The 20,943-nt window shown below is 39.8% G+C and carries 12 protein-coding genes; 9 read left to right on the forward strand and 3 right to left on the reverse strand.

Annotated features, from left to right (window positions below; translation table 11 throughout):
* Positions 1–94 precede the first annotated feature (94 nt).
* From GJB62_RS25440 to GJB62_RS25470, 7 genes are all read left to right on the forward strand, one after another.
* Positions 95–1,378, forward strand: a complete 1,284-nt coding sequence (locus GJB62_RS25440) for a valine--pyruvate transaminase (RefSeq protein WP_114085181.1) — start codon at positions 95–97, stop codon at positions 1,376–1,378.
* 107 nt (positions 1,379–1,485) lie between these two features.
* Positions 1,486–2,238: a ribosome maturation factor RimM gene (rimM, locus tag GJB62_RS25445; RefSeq protein ID WP_114085191.1), complete on the forward strand. Its 753-nt coding sequence runs from the start codon at positions 1,486–1,488 to the stop codon at positions 2,236–2,238.
* Between the two features lie 329 nt (positions 2,239–2,567).
* Entirely contained in the window at positions 2,568–4,949 is a 2,382-nt protein-coding gene (locus GJB62_RS25450; RefSeq protein ID WP_114085182.1) for a phosphoketolase family protein, read from the forward strand.
* Between the two features lie 250 nt (positions 4,950–5,199).
* Positions 5,200–7,713 carry a GTPase gene (locus GJB62_RS25455; protein ID WP_114085183.1) on the forward strand — a complete coding sequence of 838 codons (2,514 nt, stop codon included), beginning with the start codon at positions 5,200–5,202 and terminating at the stop codon, positions 7,711–7,713.
* 47 nt (positions 7,714–7,760) lie between these two features.
* Complete coding sequence (locus GJB62_RS25460; protein WP_114085184.1) at positions 7,761–9,515, forward strand: GTPase; 1,755 nt, start codon at positions 7,761–7,763, stop codon at positions 9,513–9,515.
* Positions 9,516–9,754: 239 nt separating this feature from the next.
* Complete coding sequence (locus GJB62_RS25465) at positions 9,755–11,422, forward strand: DUF1565 domain-containing protein (protein ID WP_159402574.1); 1,668 nt, start codon at positions 9,755–9,757, stop codon at positions 11,420–11,422.
* 426 nt (positions 11,423–11,848) lie between these two features.
* Entirely contained in the window at positions 11,849–14,065 is a 2,217-nt protein-coding gene (locus tag GJB62_RS25470; RefSeq protein WP_114085186.1) for an FUSC family protein, read from the forward strand.
* An 80-nt stretch (positions 14,066–14,145) separates the two neighbouring features.
* Here the strand turns inward: GJB62_RS25470 and GJB62_RS25475 are convergent, their stop codons facing one another.
* From GJB62_RS25475 to GJB62_RS25485, 3 genes are all read right to left on the reverse strand, one after another.
* On the reverse strand, positions 14,146–16,584 hold the full coding sequence (locus GJB62_RS25475; RefSeq protein ID WP_114085187.1) for a hypothetical protein: 2,439 nt from the start codon (positions 16,582–16,584) through the stop codon (positions 14,146–14,148).
* Positions 16,585–16,861: 277 nt separating this feature from the next.
* A complete protein-coding gene (gene fghA, locus GJB62_RS25480; protein ID WP_114085188.1) occupies positions 16,862–17,749 on the reverse strand; it encodes an S-formylglutathione hydrolase in 888 nt (295 codons plus the stop codon).
* A gap of 59 nt (positions 17,750–17,808) precedes the next feature.
* Positions 17,809–18,600 (reverse strand): ion transporter, encoded by a 792-nt coding sequence (locus tag GJB62_RS25485; RefSeq protein WP_114085189.1) that lies wholly within the window; start codon positions 18,598–18,600, stop codon positions 17,809–17,811.
* Between the two features lie 88 nt (positions 18,601–18,688).
* On the opposite strand from GJB62_RS25485, the gene GJB62_RS25490 reads away from it, so the two are divergent.
* Both GJB62_RS25490 and psbA read left to right on the forward strand, forming a co-directional pair.
* Positions 18,689–19,114, forward strand: coding sequence for a nucleoside deaminase (locus GJB62_RS25490; RefSeq protein WP_114085190.1), 426 nt, complete (start codon positions 18,689–18,691; stop codon positions 19,112–19,114).
* A 724-nt stretch (positions 19,115–19,838) separates the two neighbouring features.
* Positions 19,839–20,921, forward strand: coding sequence for a photosystem II q(b) protein (gene psbA, locus GJB62_RS25500; protein ID WP_159402515.1), 1,083 nt, complete (start codon positions 19,839–19,841; stop codon positions 20,919–20,921).
* Positions 20,922–20,943 lie beyond the last annotated feature (22 nt).

Genomic DNA, 20,943 nt, shown 5'->3' on the forward strand with positions numbered 1-20,943 from the left:
ACAGCTGTTTTGGCAACGATGTAAACTAGATGTCAGCAGTAACCCCCAAATAATTTGTCCACCTCTCGATTAATACATTATTTTGTCACAGCTTATGAACCCTGCCCTAACTCAAATTGGCGCTCAAATGTCCAACCTGACTGGCGTAAGAGCAATCATGAAGGATATTATCGAGACATTAAGAGGGGGTGCAGGGCAGCAATTTATTAATTTGAGTGCTGGTAATCCTTTGATTTTGCCAGAAGTAGAGCAGTTATGGCGGGATTGTACTGCACAGCTTTTGGCTAGTCCAGAATATGGTGAGGTAGTTTGTCGTTACGGTTCAAGTCAGGGCTATGCACCATTAATTCAAGCGATCGCTAACGACTTTAACAAACGCTACGGGTTAAACTTAAGCGATCGCAATATTCTCATCACCCCCGGTAGTCAAACCCTCTACTTCTACGCTGTGAATAGCTTCGGTGGCTATACCCCTAGCGGCGAGTTAAAACAAATCGTTTTGCCCCTCAGCCCTGACTACACAGGTTACGGCGGCCTCTCCTTAGTTCCAAAAGCTTTAACTGCCTACAAACCGACTCTCGATATTGATGAAGCCGCCCACCGATTTAAATATCGCCCCGACTTCAGCCAACTGTCGATTTCAGAAAATACGGGTTGTATCCTCTTCTCTCGCCCTTGTAATCCCACTGGTAATGTCCTCACTGAGGATGAGGTGAAAAAGATTGCTGCTTTAGCTGCGCCTTACAATCTACCCGTGTTAATTGATTCAGCTTATGCGCCTCCCTTCCCAGCATTGAACTTTACCGAAATGACACCAGTGTTTGGCGATAACATCCTCCACTGCATGAGTTTATCGAAAGCGGGATTACCAGGAGAAAGGGTTGGTGTTGCCATTGGGGATGAAAAGTGGATTGAGGTACTGGAGTGTTTCCAGGCAAATATTGGTCTCCATTCTTCACGTTACGGCCAAGCGATCGCAGCTCTTGCAATCAACTCTGGCGCTTTAGTGGAAATTTCTCACACTGTCATCCGTCCCTTTTACCAAAATAAGTTTACCGTTTTAGAAACCAGCTTAGAACAAGCGATGCCCAAGAATTTACCTTGGTTCCTTCATCGCGGTGAAGGGGCAATTTTTGCTTGGTTGTGGTTACAAGATTTACCCATCAGTGATTGGGAATTTTACCAGCTAGTTAAGCAAGTAGGTGTGATTATTGTCCCAGGAAGTAGCTTCTTCCCCGGTTTAGATGAAGAGTGGGCGCACAAGCATCAATGTTTCCGTATCAGCCTCACAGGTACAGATGAAGAGATAGCCACTGCTATGCAACGTTTAGCAAAAGTGGCTGAAGAAGCTTATAAAGGTGCGGCGGTGACTGCCTAGTACCGCAAGGCGGAATTAAAAATTAAAAATGAATACAGTGTAAGCATTTCATTGATTTAGAAGGGGTGGTTTATTTCCGCCGTGTTGTACTAGTAGGAAAAATGGAAATGAAACACGAAAAAGCTAATAAAGAGATCGGAGACAGAGGTTTAGAGGGGCAGAGGGGCACAGAGGCACAGAGGCAGAGGGGCAAGAGAGTAGGAGGAAATTCAAAAATTCAAAATGTCCAATCTCCAGTCCCTAATCCCCAGCCCGTAGTTCCCAATACCCAATCCCCAGTCCCCAATCTCGATAATTGGTTAGAAATTGGTAAGATTGTTTCCCCTCAAGGATTGTCTGGAGAATTAAAGGTTTATCCTGTATCTGACTTTCCCGAAAGATTTGAAGTGCCGGGAAAACGTTGGTTGTTGCGTTTAGATGGCACAGAACCACAACCAATCGAATTATTAACAGGACGTTATATCAGTAACAAAAACTTGTATGTGATCAAATTAGCTGGTGTGAAAACTTGCGATCAGGCGGAGACGTTGCGTGGTTGTAAGTTAATGGTGCCAGCAAGCGATCGCCCCCAATTAGCCGAAGATGAATATCATGTCCTCGATTTGATTGGCGTGGAAGTCTTCATGCAAGCATCTGGCGAACTCGTTGGTACGGTGGTAGACATCATCGCCGCCGGCAATGATTTGTTAGAAGTAAAATTACACCCATCTTTTACCACTGACAAAGGACAAATGACAAATGACAAAAAGCAAAAGACTGTTTTGATTCCATTTGTGGAAGCGATCGCACCAGTCGTAGACTTGAAATCTAATCGTATTGAAATTACGCCACCACCTGGGTTATTGGAAATAAATAATTAGGTAATTAATTAACTGCTCAACAGATTTTTCAAGCGGATAATATTTCATTATTCGTAATTCATAGTGACGCTCGTTTCTCTCTACGAGATGCTACGCGAATGTAATTCGTAATTTATACGCTCTTATTTTACGCATTCTATCTTGCTTTTCAGTATCGTCATAACTCATAATTCATCACCTGTCCATCCTATACATAGAGCGAAGGAATCTGATGATAACAAAGGCTGGAAAAATTCATTCATCATAGGTAGATGGCCATCATCTGGAAAAAAAGTATAATTACTTACTGATGAGTTCGCCAAAATCCTTTTTGTAATGGAGTGTCGATAATGACATTAGCAACGACTCCACAAACAAAGCCTTTAACAGATGAAGAATTACGGAAGATCAACGCCTATTGGCGTGCAGCTAACTATCTTTCCGTTGGACAAATATATCTACTCGACAATCCGCTACTAAGAGAACCCCTAAAGCTGGAACACGTCAAACCCAGACTATTAGGGCATTGGGGAACAACGCCAGGGCTGAATTTTATCTATGTTCATCTGAATCGGGTCATCAAAAAATATGACCTCAACACAATCTATATTGCTGGGCCCGGTCATGGAGGACCTGGACTAGTAGCCAACACTTACTTGGAAGGCACTTATACCGAGTATTACCACAACATCTCCCAGGATGCTGAAGGAATCAAGAAACTTTTTAAACAGTTCTCTTTTCCCGGTGGTATTCCCAGTCACGTAGCACCGGAAACTCCTGGTTCGATTCACGAAGGCGGAGAACTAGGTTATGCCCTCGTCCACGCTTATGGTGCTGCCTTTGATAACCCTGACTTAATCGTTGCTGCTGTTGTGGGTGACGGTGAAGCTGAAACAGGCGCTTTAGCAACTAGCTGGCATTCCAACAAGTTTCTTAACCCGGTACGTGATGGTGCTGTACTGCCGATCCTGCACCTGAATGGGTATAAAATTGCTAACCCAACGACATTGGCACGGATTAGCCATGATGAGTTGGAGAGTTTATTTGTAGGCTACGGCTACAAACCATACTTTGTAGAAGGTGAAGATCCCGCAGATGTTCACCAGCAGATGGCGGCGACTCTAGAAACAGCGATCGCCGAAATTCAAAGTATCCAAAGGGAAGCCCGCGTACATGGTTTCACTGAACGTCCCCAGTGGCCGATGATTGTCATGCGAACCCCCAAAGGTTGGACAGGGCCCAAGGAAGTGGATGGTAAAAAAACCGAAGGTTCTTGGCGATCGCATCAAGTTCCCTTTGGTAATATAGCTAAACAGCCAGACCACCTGAGACTCCTAGAAGATTGGATGAAGAGTTACAAACCAGAAGAACTCTTCGACGCTAACGGCACACTGATTCCTGAACTAGCAGAACTAGCCCCCAAAAAGCATCGGCGTATGGGTGATAATCCCCACGCTAACGGCGGTATTTTGCTGCATGACCTGAAAATGCCCGATTTTCAAGACTATGCTGTAGATGTCACTGAACCAGGGAAAGCGATCGCAGAAGCTACCAAAGTGACCGGCAAATTCCTGCGGGATATCATGCGACTTAACCAAGAAAGTAGCAATTTCCGCATCTTCGCCCCCGACGAATTAGCATCGAATCGTCTAGATCCGGTGTTAGAAGTTACAAACCGGGTTTGGGAAGCCGAGATTTACCCCGAAGATGACCACCTTTCCCCCGACGGTCGGGTGATGGAAATTCTCAGCGAAACTTCTTGCCAAGGATGGTTAGAAGGCTACCTTCTCACAGGTCGCCACGGATTTTTCACTTGCTACGAGGCATTCATCCACATCATTGATTCTATGTTCAACCAACACGCCAAATGGTTGAAAACTACCAAACATATTCCCTGGCGTAGACCGATCGCTTCTCTCAATTACCTACTCACCTCTCACGTTTGGCGACAAGACCATAACGGTTTCTCTCACCAAGACCCTGGTTTTATCGACCATGTAATTAACAAAAAAGCCGAGATTGTTCGCGTCTATTTGCCCCCTGATGCCAACACTCTGCTGTCGGTAACTGACCATTGTCTCAAAAGCCGCAACTATGTTAACGTCATCATTGCTGGAAAACAGCCAGCACTGCAATATCTCAACATAGATGCAGCCATCAAGCACTGCACCAAAGGCATCGGCATTTGGGAATGGGCAAGCAACGACGAAGGCGGCGATCCAGATGTAGTGCTAGCTTGTGCTGGGGATGTTCCAACCTTAGAAACCTTGGCGGCTGTAGATATCCTGCGTCAGCACTTCGCAGATTTAAAAGTGCGGGTAGTGAACGTAGTCGATTTGATGACACTTCAGCCAAAAACCGAACATCCTCACGGTTTGAGTGAAAAAGACTTTGACACAATTTTCACCACCGACAAACCCGTTATCTTTGCCTTTCATGGCTATCCCTGGCTGATTCATCGCCTAACCTATCGCCACACTAATCATAAAAACATCCATGTGCGTGGCTACAAGGAAGAGGGAACTACCACTACTCCCTTTGATATGGTTGTTCTCAACGATCTAGATCGCTTCCATTTGGTAATTGATGTAATCGATCGCGTGCCCAAACTAGGATCTAGCGCAGCTTATGTGAAACAGCAGATGCAAGATAAGCTGATCGAACACAAGCACTACATTGAGAAGTACGGCGACGATGTGCCGGAAATTCGTGATTGGAAGTGGCCCTATTAAGAAGGAATTAGGGTAGAGAGGCAGAGGGGAAAATCTTCTCCCTGCTTCTCGTTTTTTTAAGACTTACGGAGAAGAGATTCTCCAAGTTCCTTAAAATTTGGCTCTTTAAGATCCTTGCTTACCCTACTGGATAATTTATTTTTTAGAAGTAGCTTGTGTAAGTATTCAAAAATAATCTAAGCATATTTTCTGAGGTTTAAAGTAATACTTGTTTCTTATCCTTAGTCTAGAATTCGCACTTAGGGTAATAATGTCGCAGCTAACCTCTGAGCAAATAAACTACCAATTTTTACTCCTTACACACATGGTGTGCGCTGATGAGCAGATTCACATTGAAGAAGCAAAGGCGCTACGACAGTTAGCACACAACACCAATATGGGAACATACACCATCGAAGAGATGGAGAAAATATTGAGTCAAGATGAAAACTTTATATCTGTTGAGAATGTAGCACGTCAAATCCAGCTACTTAAGCAAAGTGAGGCAATGCGACAGATGATAGCTATTGCCTATATTGATGGTTATTTTTCACCATTGGAACGGGATATGGTAGACCATGTTGCAAAAATTTGGAACTGGCCAAATTCAGAAATTGAAAGGTTGCTTGAACAAACCGAAAAGCTTAACACGATTCAATTCGATAGTTACAATAGAGACAAATCAGAATTATCTGTTGGTGCGCGTCTTTTAAAGGGGATAGATTCGGTTTTATCTCGTGCATTAGTAGATAATTTAGCAAAAGCTGCTCCTGAAAATATTGGAAATAAAATTGGGAAACTGCGGAAGGAGATATTATTAGTAGGCCCAGAATATGATGATGCAATCCAGCGATGTACGATCATAGCAAATGAAGATTATAAATATGCAGAAAATTCTCTCCAAAGTGCTTATTCTGCTCTTGCAGGGTTAGCTAAAAATCTTGATAAATATACTGAAGAGATAGACCAAAGAAGAAATACTAAAGGAAAAGTTAATAATGCGGAAGAAGTAGCAAAACAGCTTGAGAGTACAAAAAACGAGCTGACGGTTAAAACTCTAAAAGAGCTTGAAAGAGTACGTGAATCGCTGCGTGCTAAACAACGTGCTTTAAAGCATTTTAGTATAGCTTTCATAGGTAAAACTAAAGCCGGTAAAAGTACTCTCCACGCGATTATTACAGGTGATGGTTGGGATGCTATTGGTGTAGGTAAACAGCGTACCACTCGTTTTAATCGGGTTTATGAGTGGAAAAATATTCGGATTATCGATACTCCTGGAATTGGTGCGCCTAGTGGTAAAAGTGATGAAGAAATTGCTGAGAGTATTATCGAAGAATCTGATGTTATTTGTTATGTAGTCACAGATGACAGCATTCAGTCAACTGAATTTAAATTTTTACAAATTTTAAAAGAAAAAGTTAAACCCCTAATTATATTACTTAACATTAAGAAGAATCTTCGGGATACTCGAAGGTTAGAAAATTTTTTAAAAGACTCAGGCAAATTGTTTGTAATGAATAGTACAAACTGTTTAAATGGACATATTGAACGCATACGTCACTACGCCAATCAGCATTATGCTAACGACTACTTTGATATTATTCCTGTGATGCTTTTGGCTGCACAAATGTCACGAGAAATTGAGCATCAAGAATATAAAGACGAACTATTTAAAGCAAGCCGTATGCAGGATTTTCTTGATGCTATTAGGGTGTCTTTAGTTGAGCATGGAGTAATTAGACGTTCTCAAACTTTACTTGGTTCTACAGTTGGTGCAATTGAAGAGCCTAACAAATGGGTAACTGAGCAATTAGAAACTTATCAAAAATTAACTTATAACTTGAAAAACATGCGTGATAAGTTTCAAGAGGGAATTACAAAAGCATCTAGAGATAATCACGAATATTTAATACAGCAAATTAAAACAGTTTTTAAAGACGTATTCGATACAATTCAACCTTTCGCAGAAGAAAATTGGGATGCTGATGAAAATCAGTTAAAATTGAAATGGGAAAATAGGCTGACAATATTAAAATTTCAAGATAGATTAAATAATGCTTTTGAAAAAAATGGAAAAAAGTTCAATCATGAAGTTGAAGAATTACTAGAAGAAATTGGTACTGAATTTCAATTAATAGCTAGGTTAGGAGGAGAAAATTTCAATTTTAATAAGCAAAGTAGTATTAAATTTAAAGATATGTTACGTATTGGGGTTACTATAGTAGGCTTTGCAACAAGTATTACAATGCTTTTCGCAGCACCTCCACTTGGGATTATTATGACAATTGGTACTGTTATTAGTGCAATTACTACTTTTTTGAAATCTCAAAAGGAGAAGCAACGTGAAGCAGCAGCAAAGATTAGCCAATCTTTAAACAATCAATTACAAATCTATCAACAAAAAACCCTTGAAAAAGCCAAAGAAGAATTTAGTGGCTACTGTGATACTATAGCAGCTAATATTAACAACTACTTTGATGAATTGATTCAAAGTATAGAAAAATTGAGTAAGCAACTTGCAAAAGCTAAAAGTCAATTAGATAGCTCTGCAAATTATCTTAATCGTGCTTATGCCAAGCGTATTATTGATTGGTGTATTGATAAATACGAAGTATTAACAGATGAAAATATTATTAAAAATATTGGTAAAGTAGAACGAGATTTTGGACGAAGCATAAAAATTAGAACAAAATTTGAATTGAAGTTCAAAAAAAACCAAGAAACAATTAACAGAGTTTTACAAGAAGACGTTTATATTATTTTGCCAGAAATATCTATTAAATAAATATTCATGCAAAGCTAAGTATAAAAATAATTAGGAGAAAATAAAAAATGACTCTAGACCAAACATTTAAAGCTGCTGAAATCGCTGCCAAATTCAAAAATACCTGTATCAATTTTGATAAAATTTTAGCTCAAGCTAATCATCCTGAATTTGCAGCTATTCGTCATAAACTACGTGATGAAGTTAAAGAATATAGTAAGAATGGGATTCTTACGGTAGCTTTTGTTGGTCAATATAACGCAGGTAAATCTACAACTATTTCTGCACTTACAGGACGACGAGATATTAAAATCGATTCTGACATTGCAACTGATGTTACTGCTACCTATGACTGGAATAGTATCAAAGTAATAGATACGCCAGGACTATTTACAGACCGTCAAGACCATGATGAAATTACCTATGAGGCAATTAATAAAGCTGATTTATTAGTTTTCAGCCTCACTTATATGCTTTTTGATTCGATCACAGTAGAAAATTTCAAGAAGCTAGCTTATGATAAGGGTTATCGCTGGAAAATGATGCTGCTTATCAATAAAATGTCTGATGAAGCAGGCGAGGAAGCGCAAAAAATTGCTAATTATCGCAAAAGTTTAGCAGATGCACTTAAGCCCTATAGTCTTGATGAATTTCTAGTCTGTTTTATCGATGCAAAAGATTATTGTGACGGTGTAGATCAAGATGATAATTTTCTCCTCGAAATCAGTCGGTTTCAAACTTTTATTGATGGCTTAAATAATTTTGTTGAACGCCGCGCTGCACTTGCTCGTTTTGATACACCAGTACGAATTGTTTTAGCTTCTGTAGATGAAGCCCAATTAAGCTTTGCGCGCAATTCTGATCAAGATGCTACTTTTTTAGAAGTACTAACACGATTATCTCGAACACTCCGTAAGGAAAGAGAACGCTTGCGAACAAAATTTCAAAGTATAGGCTTAGAAATGTCCTCTGCGATTTCTAAAGAGGGAATTAAGTTAGCAAATTCTGTTGGAATCACGACTAAGGAAGATTTTGAAACACTAAACACTCAAATTGCTCTAAATGTGCAAAACTATTATGATACTGCTATAGAAGAACTTAAAATAGTTGTAGAAAAGGCAGTCGAGGAGATTACCCAAGAAGTTAAAAAAGTGTTGCAGAGCAACCTTGCAAAAACATTTATAACTTGCTTAGAAAATACTCAAAAAGTATCTGCTAAAAATATTGATAATAATATAAGTGGTGAACGGCTGCAAGGTCAAGTTGAGGCGCTACAAAAAATTGCTGATGTGTTAGGAGTCCCTTGGGATAAATTTACTGCTGGTAGAGTTGCTTCTAGTGGCCAAGGTTTTTTAAATGCCACGAATGTAGCAGGTAGCAATCTCCATCATGTAGTTTATGGTGTAGGAAAATTTATTGGTGTGGATTTCAAACCTTGGCAAGCTGTTGGCATTGCTAAGGATCTTGCTAATTTTACTATCGTTCTCGGACCGATACTATCAGTAGTTGGTGCTGGTTTAGATGCCCATTCTATGCAAGAAGAAGCAGAAAGACAAGATAAAATGGCTGAAGAACGTCAAAAGATTAGAAGCCAGTTTATTGCCATTGCGAAAAATCTTGAAAGTCAAATAGAAAATCTACTTGCAGAAGTAGAATTACAAGTTTACGGCGAGATTGACAAGCAAATTACGGCCGCACGTCAACAAGAAGAAAGTGCAATTGCTGCTTCTAACACTTGGGTAAGACAACTTGCTAAAATTCGTCAAGATTTTGATTCAATTCTTCGCTACATTACCAAAGCAACAGAAAATACAGTGATTTGAAAAAGCAAGCAAAACACCTAAGTAAGCCAGTGGGAATAAATCAAACCATGTGTTTTGCAATGTAATATTGTTGCAATAAACTTGTAGTAAGTGGCTCTAGTCCTTTTTTGCTGGCACAGCATATATGCATAATTTTTTCACTTTGCAGTGAGGAGTACTTTAAGTTACTTAATGCATCAATCGCTACCCACCTTTATAGTTAGCGCTAAGATAGCTATGTATTTTTTGGAAGTATAAATATGGCTCAAACTTTTTATGTAAATCCAGTATCAGGTAGCGATACCAACGTTGGTAGCCAACAAGCCCCATTCAAAACTATTACCCAAGCCCTCAAGGTAGCTACTGTTGAAACCAAGATTCAACTGGCAGATGGTAATTACAATGCTGCTAGCGGTGAAATCTTTCCGCTAACGGTTCCATCTGGTGTGACAGTGCTGGGTAATGAAACAAACACTGGCAAGGGGATTTTGATTGAAGGCAGTGGTACCTATTTGAGCCGTACTTTCGCTGGTCAGAATGTCACATTTGTGTTGTTGGATAAAGCCGAACTCAGGGGGGTAACTGTAACAAATCTGGCTAGCCGTGGTAGTGGTGTCTGGATTGAATCAACTGCTCCTACTGTTGCTAATAACACTTTCACCAACTGTAAGCGGGAGGGAGTATTTGCTACAGGTGAGGCGAACCCAATTATTTTAGGTAATTTTTTCAGTGAGAATGCAGCCAATGGAATTGCGATCGCTAAAAATTCCAAAGGTCAAATTCAAGGTAATACCTGCGTCAAAACAGGTTTTGGCATCGCAATTAGTGATACTGCATCACCCATCCTTCGAGATAACAAAATTTACGAAAACCGTTCTGGGATTGTCATCTCTGGTAGTGCCCGTCCTCTATTACGTAACAATGTCAGTGAAAATAACACTGATGATGGTATCACAGTAATTGGAACTGCCCTACCGGATATCGGCAGTACTAATAACTTAGGAGGTAATACTTTACGCAATAACGGTAAATTTGATTTGCAAAATGCCAGTTCCAACAAGCTGGTTTCTATAGGAAATAAAATAGATGCGTCTAAAGTCGCGGGAAGCATAGAGTTTGCAGATAGTTCGGTTCCCACGCCGACACCAACGCCAACACCGACACCAACCCCAACCCCAACACCAACGCCAACGCCAACCCCAACCCCAACACCAACCCCAACCCCAACCCCAACCCCGACCCCAACACCCACCCCCACCCAAACCCCAACCCACCCCACACACCCCATCCCAACCCCAACCCCAACACCCACACCCACACCAACCCCAACCCCAACCCCAACACCTACTATCGAATTAACCGATATTAGTAATCATTGGGCAGGTGGGTTTATTCGAGAATTAGTCAAATTGGGCATAGTTAATGGTTTCCCCGATCGCACCTTCAAACCCGATGCTACGATGACACGGGCACAATACGCCGCATTATTGGTAAAAGCTTTCAACCCATCGCCAAACCGCCCCGTGGTGAAATTCAAAGATGTACCCGCAGATTTCTGGGCATCTAAGGTTATTCAGCAGGCATATCAAGGTTTATTTCTCTCTGGTTTTCCTGACAATACTTTCAGCCCGAACAAGAATATTCAGCGCGTGCAAGTGATTGTCTCTCTAGTCAATGGGTTGGGGCTATCTGCTGATGGTACAGCATCTATTAAAGCTTTCGATGACCAAGCCAAGATTCCTGAATATGCCAAGGATGAGGTAGTAAAAGCTATAAACAAGGAGATTATTGTCAATCACCCGAACCTCAAACAACTCAATCCTACCCGTGATGCTACACGCGCTGAGGTAGCGGCGATGGTATACCAAGCTTTGGTAGATGCTGGTCGTGTAGCGGCGATCGACTCGCCTTATATTCTGACTGCTTGATTGTTCAACTAATTTATTTTGCACAATCGGATGATTTTTTAGGGGCAATTCATGTAGACGCATTCGCAGTTACATGAATTGCCCCTAAAAAATGGTTTTAAATTAGAGACAGATCAAATTCATACTTCATTTCAAAAAACGCCGTTTTTAGTTTTTACTCGAATGAGGGCAAATTATTCGGGTCACTTCAAATTATCTCAAGCATAACTTTGGCTAAAATTGGTTACACAGTTTTAGCAATCTCTGGGATATACAACTGTGAAGCTTAGTTGGCAATCATTCTGTCAATGATAAAGTAGCAAAAGTGCATCCTAATATTCACTTTCTGGAAAAGCTCTCACTTGCCCACGATGAATTAGAATAAATCTAAATGTATAAGAATATTAAAAAAATCCAAATAAAAATTTTGTTTTGTTAACAAAAACAATGCAGTTGAATCGAAGTAATTTTCTCAGGTCTCTGATCCAGCCAGAGCCAGGAAAACCAGCAATATCCAACGGCTTGCGAGCTGCATTAGCGTTGGGAGTTCCGATGCTAATTGGGCAACTCATCAACCAAAGGGAAAGCGGATTATTTGTCGGTTTAATGGCTTACTTTGTCAACTTAGCAAATGTTGGTGGTCCTTACCAGATCAAAGCTAAGGCTATGGTGGCGGCTACTTTGGGAATGGCTGTTTCGGTATTTGTGGGTACTCTAGTCGCTAAAATTCTAGGATTATCTGTAGTACTGACATTTCTTTGGGGACTTGCTTCAGGTTTTGCGTCGATGTATGGTAACGCTGGTGCAAATGTCGGTCTGGTTGTAGGGGTATCATTTATTTCGACGATCGCACAGCCAGGAAATCTGGAAGCTGCACTCATGCGATCGCTGCTATGTCTAATTGCAGGTGGATGGGCGATGTTACTTTCTTTAGTAATGTGGCCTTTTAGACCTTATGACCCGCTACGGATAGCTTTGGCTGGCTGCTTCAGTGGAATCGCCAACTACATTCAGGCATTTCTCGGTAAAGTTACAACACCTGAAAATATTCTCGAAATTAGACAGGCGTTAGAGACAGCACGGACTATTTTAGGTACTGGACGGATCGGAAAGCCGGCTCGGAGTTGGATGGATGAGCAGTTATTGGTACTAATTCAGGATGGCGATCGCTTGCTTGGCTCGGTTATTGCCTTAACAGAGTTACTAGAAACACACTTCAAACAACAGCAATATCAGGCAGTTCAGCAATTAGTAGACGATGCACTCGAACAAATATCAGTGATTCTGCAAGCCATAGCGAAAGTCATATCTCGCAAGCCTGCTAGCATCGATTTGGGAAATCTTAACCGCATTTATGAGGCACTAAAAGAACAAGAAAGTCTGCAAAGAAAAGCAATTGCTGGGAGTGAGACAGACTACACAACCCTCGTTGCTTTCACTAACCTGGTGCTGATGATAGAAAAACTGATTAAGCAGTTGCAATATACAGCTCAGACAGTTAAATCTCTGGTAGAACATAACAAGATGAGTCGCCGAGATGTAGATAAACTTCTTGTAGTTGAAGATGAACAGCGATCGCTCTTAAGTTTACTCAAAGACAACCTCACTTTAGACTCAGCAATCTTTCGTCATGCTCTCCGCATTAGTGTAACTCTCACTGTCGGCGTAATTATATATAGCATTACTAATTTACCAATGGGGTATTGGGTGACACTAACAAGCATCCTAGTCCTGAAACCGAACTTGGGTGCAACTTTCCAGAGGTTTTTTCAGCGAGTTGGCGGGACGATATTAGGAGCCGTGTTAGCAGCTATTTTAGTTGCAACCATCACCAGTAAGACTGTGTTAGACATCATCATCTTGCTGACAGTATTTTTTGGCATTTCCCTAATCAGTGTCAACTATGGCTATTCAGTGATTTTCTTATCAATATTTGTCTTACTAATTATCGATATTGGTAATCCCATTGGTTGGCAATTTGCTGGCTTTCGTGTCTTGAATACATTAATTGGGGCGGGACTGGCTTTTGCAAGCCATTACTTTATATTGCCGAATCGGGAACGCGATCGCTTACCCAGCCAACTCGCCACTGCACTGCGAGAATGTCACAAGTACTTTTGGGATGTGATGGCTGTTTACCAAGGAACAAAAGAGCATGACTCCACCATTATCAGTCAACGGCGACAAACGGGATTGGCAATTGGCAACGCTCAAGCCTCATTTCAAGGATTGCTGCGCGAACCCCAAATGCCCAAAGAATTAGTAGAACCAGTGATGACGCTGTTGGTGTACATGGGACGTTTTACTAACTCCGTGACAGTTTTAGCAGTGCATCTCGAACATTTTCGAGGAACAGTACCACTACCGGAATTAGAAACTTTTGTCCGTCAAGTTTCGCTAATGTTAGAGCAGTTAGCTGATTCAGTACAACTGGAAATTACCCCACCGCCCTTACCTAGCTTGGAAGAAACACTGCAAAAAATCCAACCGCACCTGCAAGCACTGCGTACAGCGCGAATACAAGAACTAACTGTCAATCAAGGGCATACACCTGTTCGTCAAGCAGTCATTGATTACAGCATATTAGATTTGGAGATCGATCAGATTGTCCGGCGGTTGACTGCTATGCACTCAGCGATGGAACGGCTAATTTCAACGAAATAAAGCGCATTTTTTTCTTTGCAAGTCCCTATTTTTCCCAAATCAAATAAGACTTCTATATTATTTTGTTCTTTGCTGATCTTTCAAAAATGGATTAATGGCAAAAATTTCATAATATTTGTTACTTGCCTTAAAGTTTTTAATTCTGGGATATCTGGTTTTAATTGTTCTGCGATCGCTAATTTTTGTTCAGCTTGTGCAGGTTGAAAGTCATATAAATAAACAACAGCTAAATAAAGCCATGCGTAAGGATTTTTAGCATCATATTTAGTTAATTCTATTAAATTTTGGATTAATTCTGGGACTTGGCGCTGTAAAAGTTGTGATAAGACTAGAGTGTAACGCCAATTTAAGTTATTTGGCTCTCTTTGCAGATGATAATTAGCCGCAAATGTAATCTGTTTTAAATAATCTTGAGTAGGATCGTATAGATTGAAATTATCTATCTGTGCAAAGATATTATTTAATTTACCCTGTTGCAACTCTTGTGCTAGTTGTGAAGTTCGAGTAACGAAATCTAGAGGTGGGGATTTTTCTGCTGTTCCTACATCTGTCACATCTACAGTAATATCTGGAATATTTAAAGATGTGACTTTATTGGTTCTTCTATCTAAATATAGTGCTGATAGCTGATATTTTCCTACTGGTAACGTTTTAGGAATAAATGTGGCTAAGGATTCTTTCACCTGGAAAGTTCCTTCAGGATGACATTTGATACCACAGTATAAATTTCCCAACCCAATGGCATGATCGTGATCCCAAGATGATTGGGTATTTTGCCATTTTAATAGTAAAATACCATTTTGCAAATCATCCCATGAACCTGTTATTTGATATGTTACTGGATTATTTTTATCTAAAATTAATTGTTGAGAAATCGCAACCTTTTCTAGACTAATTACAGACTCAGTATTGCTGATTTTTTGAACAATTACATAAGGATTCTTGCGGTTATATAATCGAAGTTTATCTCCATTAGGCAATATCCAATCGCCCTGTAATTTCAAATCAGTATAAGATTTAACTAAAGAGTTTAATTTCCGTTTAATCTCTCCATTATCTCCTGGTTGGTTTGGTTCATTATCTCTAGTGACATACCAAGAAAAATATTGTAAATCCTCCTCTGCCTGAGATAAATTATATGTGAATTTTCTGCCATATACGCGAAAATCTGCTAATGCGCCAAAATAATCTAAAGTAAACTCATTTATTTGAGATGTAGAAACAGGAATTACCCCTAAAGTTGATCTTAAATATATATTTTTTTCAATGATTTTATTTATCAGTTGATCCAAGGGATATTTGTTGCCATCATTATTAGGCAAATGTTTACCACCCCATGCTTGAATTAGGGGTAAGGGAAACAAATTATTGACTAACAATACACTACTTAATACCAGAGTTGCTAATCTCAGCCTATCAAAATATATATTTTCAATTAAGTTAAATAAATCCGCCAATATTAAACTAATGATAGGGAAACATGGCAGAATAAATCTAATGTCTTTATTTGTACCCAAAGTACAAATTATATAGCTACTTACTAAAGTAACTAATAACCAAATTCGAGCCGATTTATGGAGAGATATGGGAATTAAACTAGTAGTAAATTTATATTTAATAAGATAAACCAATAAAATTCCAATACTCACAGATAATATTGGTAAACCAACGCTTTCTGGGATCATCTTTGGATAGAATAACCATCCAGCAATAGTTGTGGCAGAAGGATCGCCTTCCCCTTTTCCAACTTGGTTAGCGTTTAATGCCGATGTAATAATTGTTAACCAATTTAAGCTATACCAAAAACCACAAATTAACCAAGCTATCATCAAAGACAAGCAAGCTTGTATTAGCTTAATGAATTTACGTTTTATAATAAAACTAATTAATGTCCAAATACTAGGAACTAAAATAAAAATAAATCCTGTAGGTTTAGTCAACAATATTAAACCTATCCCTACGCCCAATATGAGAGTTAACCCCCATGATAAAAACCCAACATAACTATCTTTCCAAATTGTCAAAATTGTGAAAGTTACTAGAACAATTGCTGTTAACCCATAATCTAATAAATAATCTGTTCTGATTATTCCTAAAATAGGAAATAATAAACAAAATACGCTGGCAGTTATGCTAGTTTTTCGGTTTTTAAATAAAAAGTTACCTAAATGATATACTGAAAGTATAATCATTGCAGTATATAATAAGTTGACCAAACTAGCCTGGTCATATCCACGCCCAAACAACATCAAGAATGGTACAGTGCAAATATATAAAAAAGGAGCGCGATAACTTGGAGTTAATTGCCACAGAGATAACCACCAATTTCCTGAGAAGATATTAAAGTTTTGAAAAATTCTATAATGATGTAATGCTGTCGTTAAATGTGCGCTTTGATCGTAGGATGGAATCGAATTATCTAATAAAAACCAAGTTCTATCTATAACTAATGCTATCAGCCAAATTATTAAAAGGATGATATAGTCTTTTCTACGCTGAGAAGGCACAAAATTATTCATATTTATTGCTCAAAAATAAAGCTCAACTAATTATATATGTGTCATGTATCACCGTTTAACTAAATATTATGTCCGCTTAACGACTTATTAAACGCCAAGAATTCCCCTTGATCCTGGAAAGGATGAAGATATGGGGTGCAATGATTGTGAGAATCATAACTGCTCTTTTAGAGGATGTTTAAAAAGTCCTCTTGTCGGTATCAAAAGCTCTAGATCCCCCGATAAATGGGGGGACTTTGATTCCGGTTGCCCATTCTCTCGTATTCTTGTTCAAAAATCAAAATAGAAACGTGGGGTTTAAATAGATGAAAACTGCTGTAATCAATAAAGCGATTGCATGGTGGCGAATATGATCTTCAATAAAACTGGCGATGAAATAATAACTATGGTCATAGCCTTCTTGGTAACGCAAGTTTAGCGGCTGCTTAACATCTGCACAAGCTTTCTCAAACACTTCCGGTAGTAATTGTTCTGCTAAAAATTTATCAGCAGTCCCTTGGTCAATGAGAATTGAACTGTGATATCTTACTTGTTTGACTAATTCGCTAGCATCATAAGCACGCCAACTTTCTTGATTTTTGCCAAGATAACCACCAAAAGCCTTTTGTCCCCAAGGACAACGCATAGGTGCAGTGATAGGTGCAAAGGCTGATACTGATTTGTAAAGTTCTGGGTTTCTCATCGCACAGACAAGCGCCCCATGTCCCCCCATTGAATGACCGAAAATACCTTGTTTTTCAGGTTGGGTTGGGAAATTTGCGTTAATCAAAGCAGGTAGTTCGTGGACAACATAACTATACATTTGGTAGTTTTTACGCCACGGTTCTTCTGTAGCATCAACATAAAAGCCTGCACCTGTACCAAAGTCCCAGTCATCATCCTCGCCTGCAATGCCAGTATTACGCGGACTTGTATCTGGCGCAACCAGCATCAAGCCGTACTCAGCCGCAAAGCGTTGCACTCCCCCCGCCTTAACCATGAAATTCTCTTCCGTGCAAGTCAACCCAGAGAGAAAATAGAGAATTGGCACAGGTTTATGATTTGCTTGTGGTGGTTGATAAACAGCAAAACGCATTTCACCATTACAGGTTGAGGAGAAATGACTGTAAAAGCCGAGTTTGCCACCAAAGCTTTTATATTCTGAAATGACGTTGAGGTTAGGCATTGACTATATTCTCGAACTACCCGGTAATTAGCACTATATACCGCCGTAGGCATCGCATTTCAATCAACTCTGTGACTAGGTAACTTAGTCCCGCACCTTTTACAAAACCCAGCATCTATATCATGGAAAGCCAATCCACAGTTGGAACAAACCATTTCTACCTGATTAGCAGTTTTCACAACTTGCTTAATTAAATCCCCCACTTGCCAGGGAATCAGTGCAATTCCTGTGAAAATCATCAATACCGTTAGCAAACGTCCTAATTCAGAAATTGGAATAACATCGCCAAATCCCACAGTTGTCATTGTGACAACAGAGAAATAGAATGCATCCAAAAATGTCCCGTAATTTTGAGGATTAACCGGATGCTCTACTTGATATATTAAGCCAGAATAAATAAAAACAATTGCAAATAATGTAAATAATATCCGCGCAAAGATCATGCCATCTTCAGTGCTGATAGTAGCGAATAAAAATCTTCTATCTATAAACCTGATTAATCGTAAAATCCGAAACCATCGCAGTAGCCGGATAAAGCTAATATCCACCATCCCTATAAAAAATGGCAAAATTGCCATTAGGTCAATAATCGAATAAAAGCTAAAAACATACTGAATTTTGTTTTCTGCACTCCACAAACGGAGTAAATATTCCACCGCGAATATGATAACGATCGCAGTATCGACTAGATGTAATTGAAATCGCACAGAATCAGGAATATTATAAGTTTCTGCGACAAAAATTCCTGATGATAATAGTACCAAAGCGGCAAGTGTTAAATTAATCGCCTTACCTATTGGTGTTTCTAGGTCTTTTAAGTAGAATTCTGTTTCTTGTCTGCTCAATAACATATTCGACTATTAACTAATCTTAATTCCCAGTTATAGCATCAGAAATACGATATTATTAATCACTATCCTTATATTAACCTCACTTTCTATGATTCCAGAATATTTTATGCGTTTAGCTTTGGCGCAAGCAAAAGAAGGAGATACACCTTACGGTGCTGTGATTGTTAAAGATAACGAAGTTGTTGCCGTAGCTCATAATACTGTTATCAGAGACAACGATCCATCAGCCCATGCTGAAATCAATGTTATTCGTAGTTTAACAGCTAAACTTAAAAACCATTTTTTAGAAGGTTATAGTATATATACAACTTGCGAACCTTGTCCCATGTGTGCAACTGCTTGTGTTTGGAGTGGTTTATCAGAAATTGTATATGGTGCTTCAATTCAAGACTTAATCTCGATAAATCAATCACAAATTAATCTATCTTGTGAAGAGGTAATCGCTAAATCATTTAGAAGCATTAAAGTCACCAAAGGCATTTTAAAAAATGAATGTTTGGAGTTATTTAAATAAACTACAACACATTTATAGGAATCCGGTTTGATTCCTGAATTTACTTGCGTGGATTGGGAATTGGGAAAAAAAGAGGGATACATTTGTACTGAGTTTTGTTCAAAAATCAAATAGGAGTCCTATAGCTTTTTCATTAGGTAAGCGCAAATCTTTGTGGCGATTGTCTTGAAAACTGTTATGGGCATTGCTTGGAATATTTTTTGTCCCCCACGCCGTTATATATAAGGTTGTAATACCCTTGGGACGGTCTACCACTTATTCTAAGATACAAGGTTGAGTTGAGGAACGAAACCCAAGATACGCCAGTTTTAGTTTTTAGTCTTAACCCAAGCGTATTGCTATATAAGCGGCTTCAGCCCCTTTACATTAGACATCTCCAGAAATTAATTATGCTTTACCTGAAACCTTTGTAGAGACGTTGCATTGCAACGTCTCTACATTCATTTTCGGAGATGTCTAAATATCAAGGTTGGTTTTGTGCAGCTTCATATAGAAATAGTATAAGTAACCGCAATATCGCAAATTTAGGCAAGCGATCGCGGAAATTCATATCAAATCCTCTGGCTTGCTTGTAACTTGGACTTTTGATAAGTAAAGCTGATGAGTTCCATCAGGTTTACAAAAGTGAGATAGTTGATTAAAAATTGTAAAGCATTGTAAAGTGTATTCACAGGCAAAGACAAACGAGCCTGATTCATAAATCACTAACCGCACTTATAAAACAATGACAACAACCTTACAACAGCGCTCAAGCGCTAACGTATGGGATCGATTCTGTGAATGGATCACCAGCACCAACAACCGCATCTACATCGGCTGGTTCGGCGTAGTCATGATCCCCACCTTGCTAGCAGCTACCGCTTGCTTCGTAATCGCCTTCATCGCTGCTCCTCCAGTAGACATCGATGGTATCCGCGAACCAGTAGCAGGTTCCTTGATCTACGGAAACAACATCATCTCTGGTGCAGTAGTACCTTCCTCCAACGCTATCGGCTTGCACTTCTACCCAATTTGGGAAGCAGCATCCTTAGACGAGTGGTTGTACAACGGTGGTCCTTACCAATTGGTAATTTTCCACTTCCTGATTGGCGTATTCTGCTACTTAGGTCGTGAATGGGAACTATCCTACCGCTTAGGTATGCGTCCTTGGATTGCGATCGCTTATTCTGCACCTGTTGCAGCAGCAACCGCAGTCTTCTTGGTATACCCCATCGGACAAGGTTCATTCTCTGATGGTATGCCTTTGGGTATCTCAGGAACATTCAACTTCATGATCGTGTTCCAAGCAGAACACAACATCTTGATGCACCCCTTCCACCAACTAGGTGTAGCTGGTGTATTCGGCGGAAGTTTGTTCTCTGCAATGCACGGTTCACTAGTAACCTCATCTTTGGTTCGTGAAACAACCGAAACCGAATCACAAAACTACGGTTACAAATTCGGTCAAGAAGAAGAAACCTACAACATCGTTGCAGCTCACGGCTACTTCGGTCGTCTAATCTTCCAATACGCTTCTTTCAACAACAGCCGCTCACTGCACTTCTTCTTAGCAGCATGGCCTGTAATCGGCATCTGGTTCACCGCCTTGGGTGTAAGCACAATGGCGTTCAACTTGAACGGTTTCAACTTCAACCAATCAATCATTGACTCTGAAGGTCGTGTGATTGCAACTTGGGCTGATGTAATCAACCGCGCTAACCTGGGTATGGAAGTAATGCACGAGCGTAACGCTCACAACTTCCCCTTAGATTTGGCATCTGCTGAATCTGCTCCTGTTGCTCTTTCTGCTCCTGCTATCAACGGTTAATTCTCAAGCATTAACTCAATTA

This window comes from Nostoc sp. ATCC 53789, assembly GCF_009873495.1.
GTDB lineage: Bacteria > Cyanobacteriota > Cyanobacteriia > Cyanobacteriales > Nostocaceae > Nostoc > Nostoc muscorum_A.

Bases quoted from the DNA above. Each gene is read 5' to 3' on its own strand.
- GJB62_RS25440 (WP_114085181.1), top strand. From the start codon at position 95: ATGAACCCTGCCCTAACTCAAATTGGCGCTCAAATGTCCAACCTGACT.
- psbA (WP_159402515.1), top strand. From the start codon at position 19,839: ATGACAACAACCTTACAACAGCGCTCAAGCGCTAACGTATGGGATCGA.
- GJB62_RS25450 (WP_114085182.1), top strand. From the start codon at position 2,568: ATGACATTAGCAACGACTCCACAAACAAAGCCTTTAACAGATGAAGAA.
- GJB62_RS25460 (WP_114085184.1), top strand. From the start codon at position 7,761: ATGACTCTAGACCAAACATTTAAAGCTGCTGAAATCGCTGCCAAATTC.
- GJB62_RS25470 (WP_114085186.1), top strand. From the start codon at position 11,849: ATGCAGTTGAATCGAAGTAATTTTCTCAGGTCTCTGATCCAGCCAGAG.
- GJB62_RS25485 (WP_114085189.1), bottom strand. From the start codon at position 18,600: ATGTTATTGAGCAGACAAGAAACAGAATTCTACTTAAAAGACCTAGAA.
- fghA (WP_114085188.1), bottom strand. From the start codon at position 17,749: ATGCCTAACCTCAACGTCATTTCAGAATATAAAAGCTTTGGTGGCAAA.
- GJB62_RS25465 (WP_159402574.1), top strand. From the start codon at position 9,755: ATGGCTCAAACTTTTTATGTAAATCCAGTATCAGGTAGCGATACCAAC.
- rimM (WP_114085191.1), top strand. From the start codon at position 1,486: ATGAAACACGAAAAAGCTAATAAAGAGATCGGAGACAGAGGTTTAGAG.
- GJB62_RS25490 (WP_114085190.1), top strand. From the start codon at position 18,689: ATGATTCCAGAATATTTTATGCGTTTAGCTTTGGCGCAAGCAAAAGAA.
- GJB62_RS25455 (WP_114085183.1), top strand. From the start codon at position 5,200: ATGTCGCAGCTAACCTCTGAGCAAATAAACTACCAATTTTTACTCCTT.
- GJB62_RS25475 (WP_114085187.1), bottom strand. From the start codon at position 16,584: ATGAATAATTTTGTGCCTTCTCAGCGTAGAAAAGACTATATCATCCTT.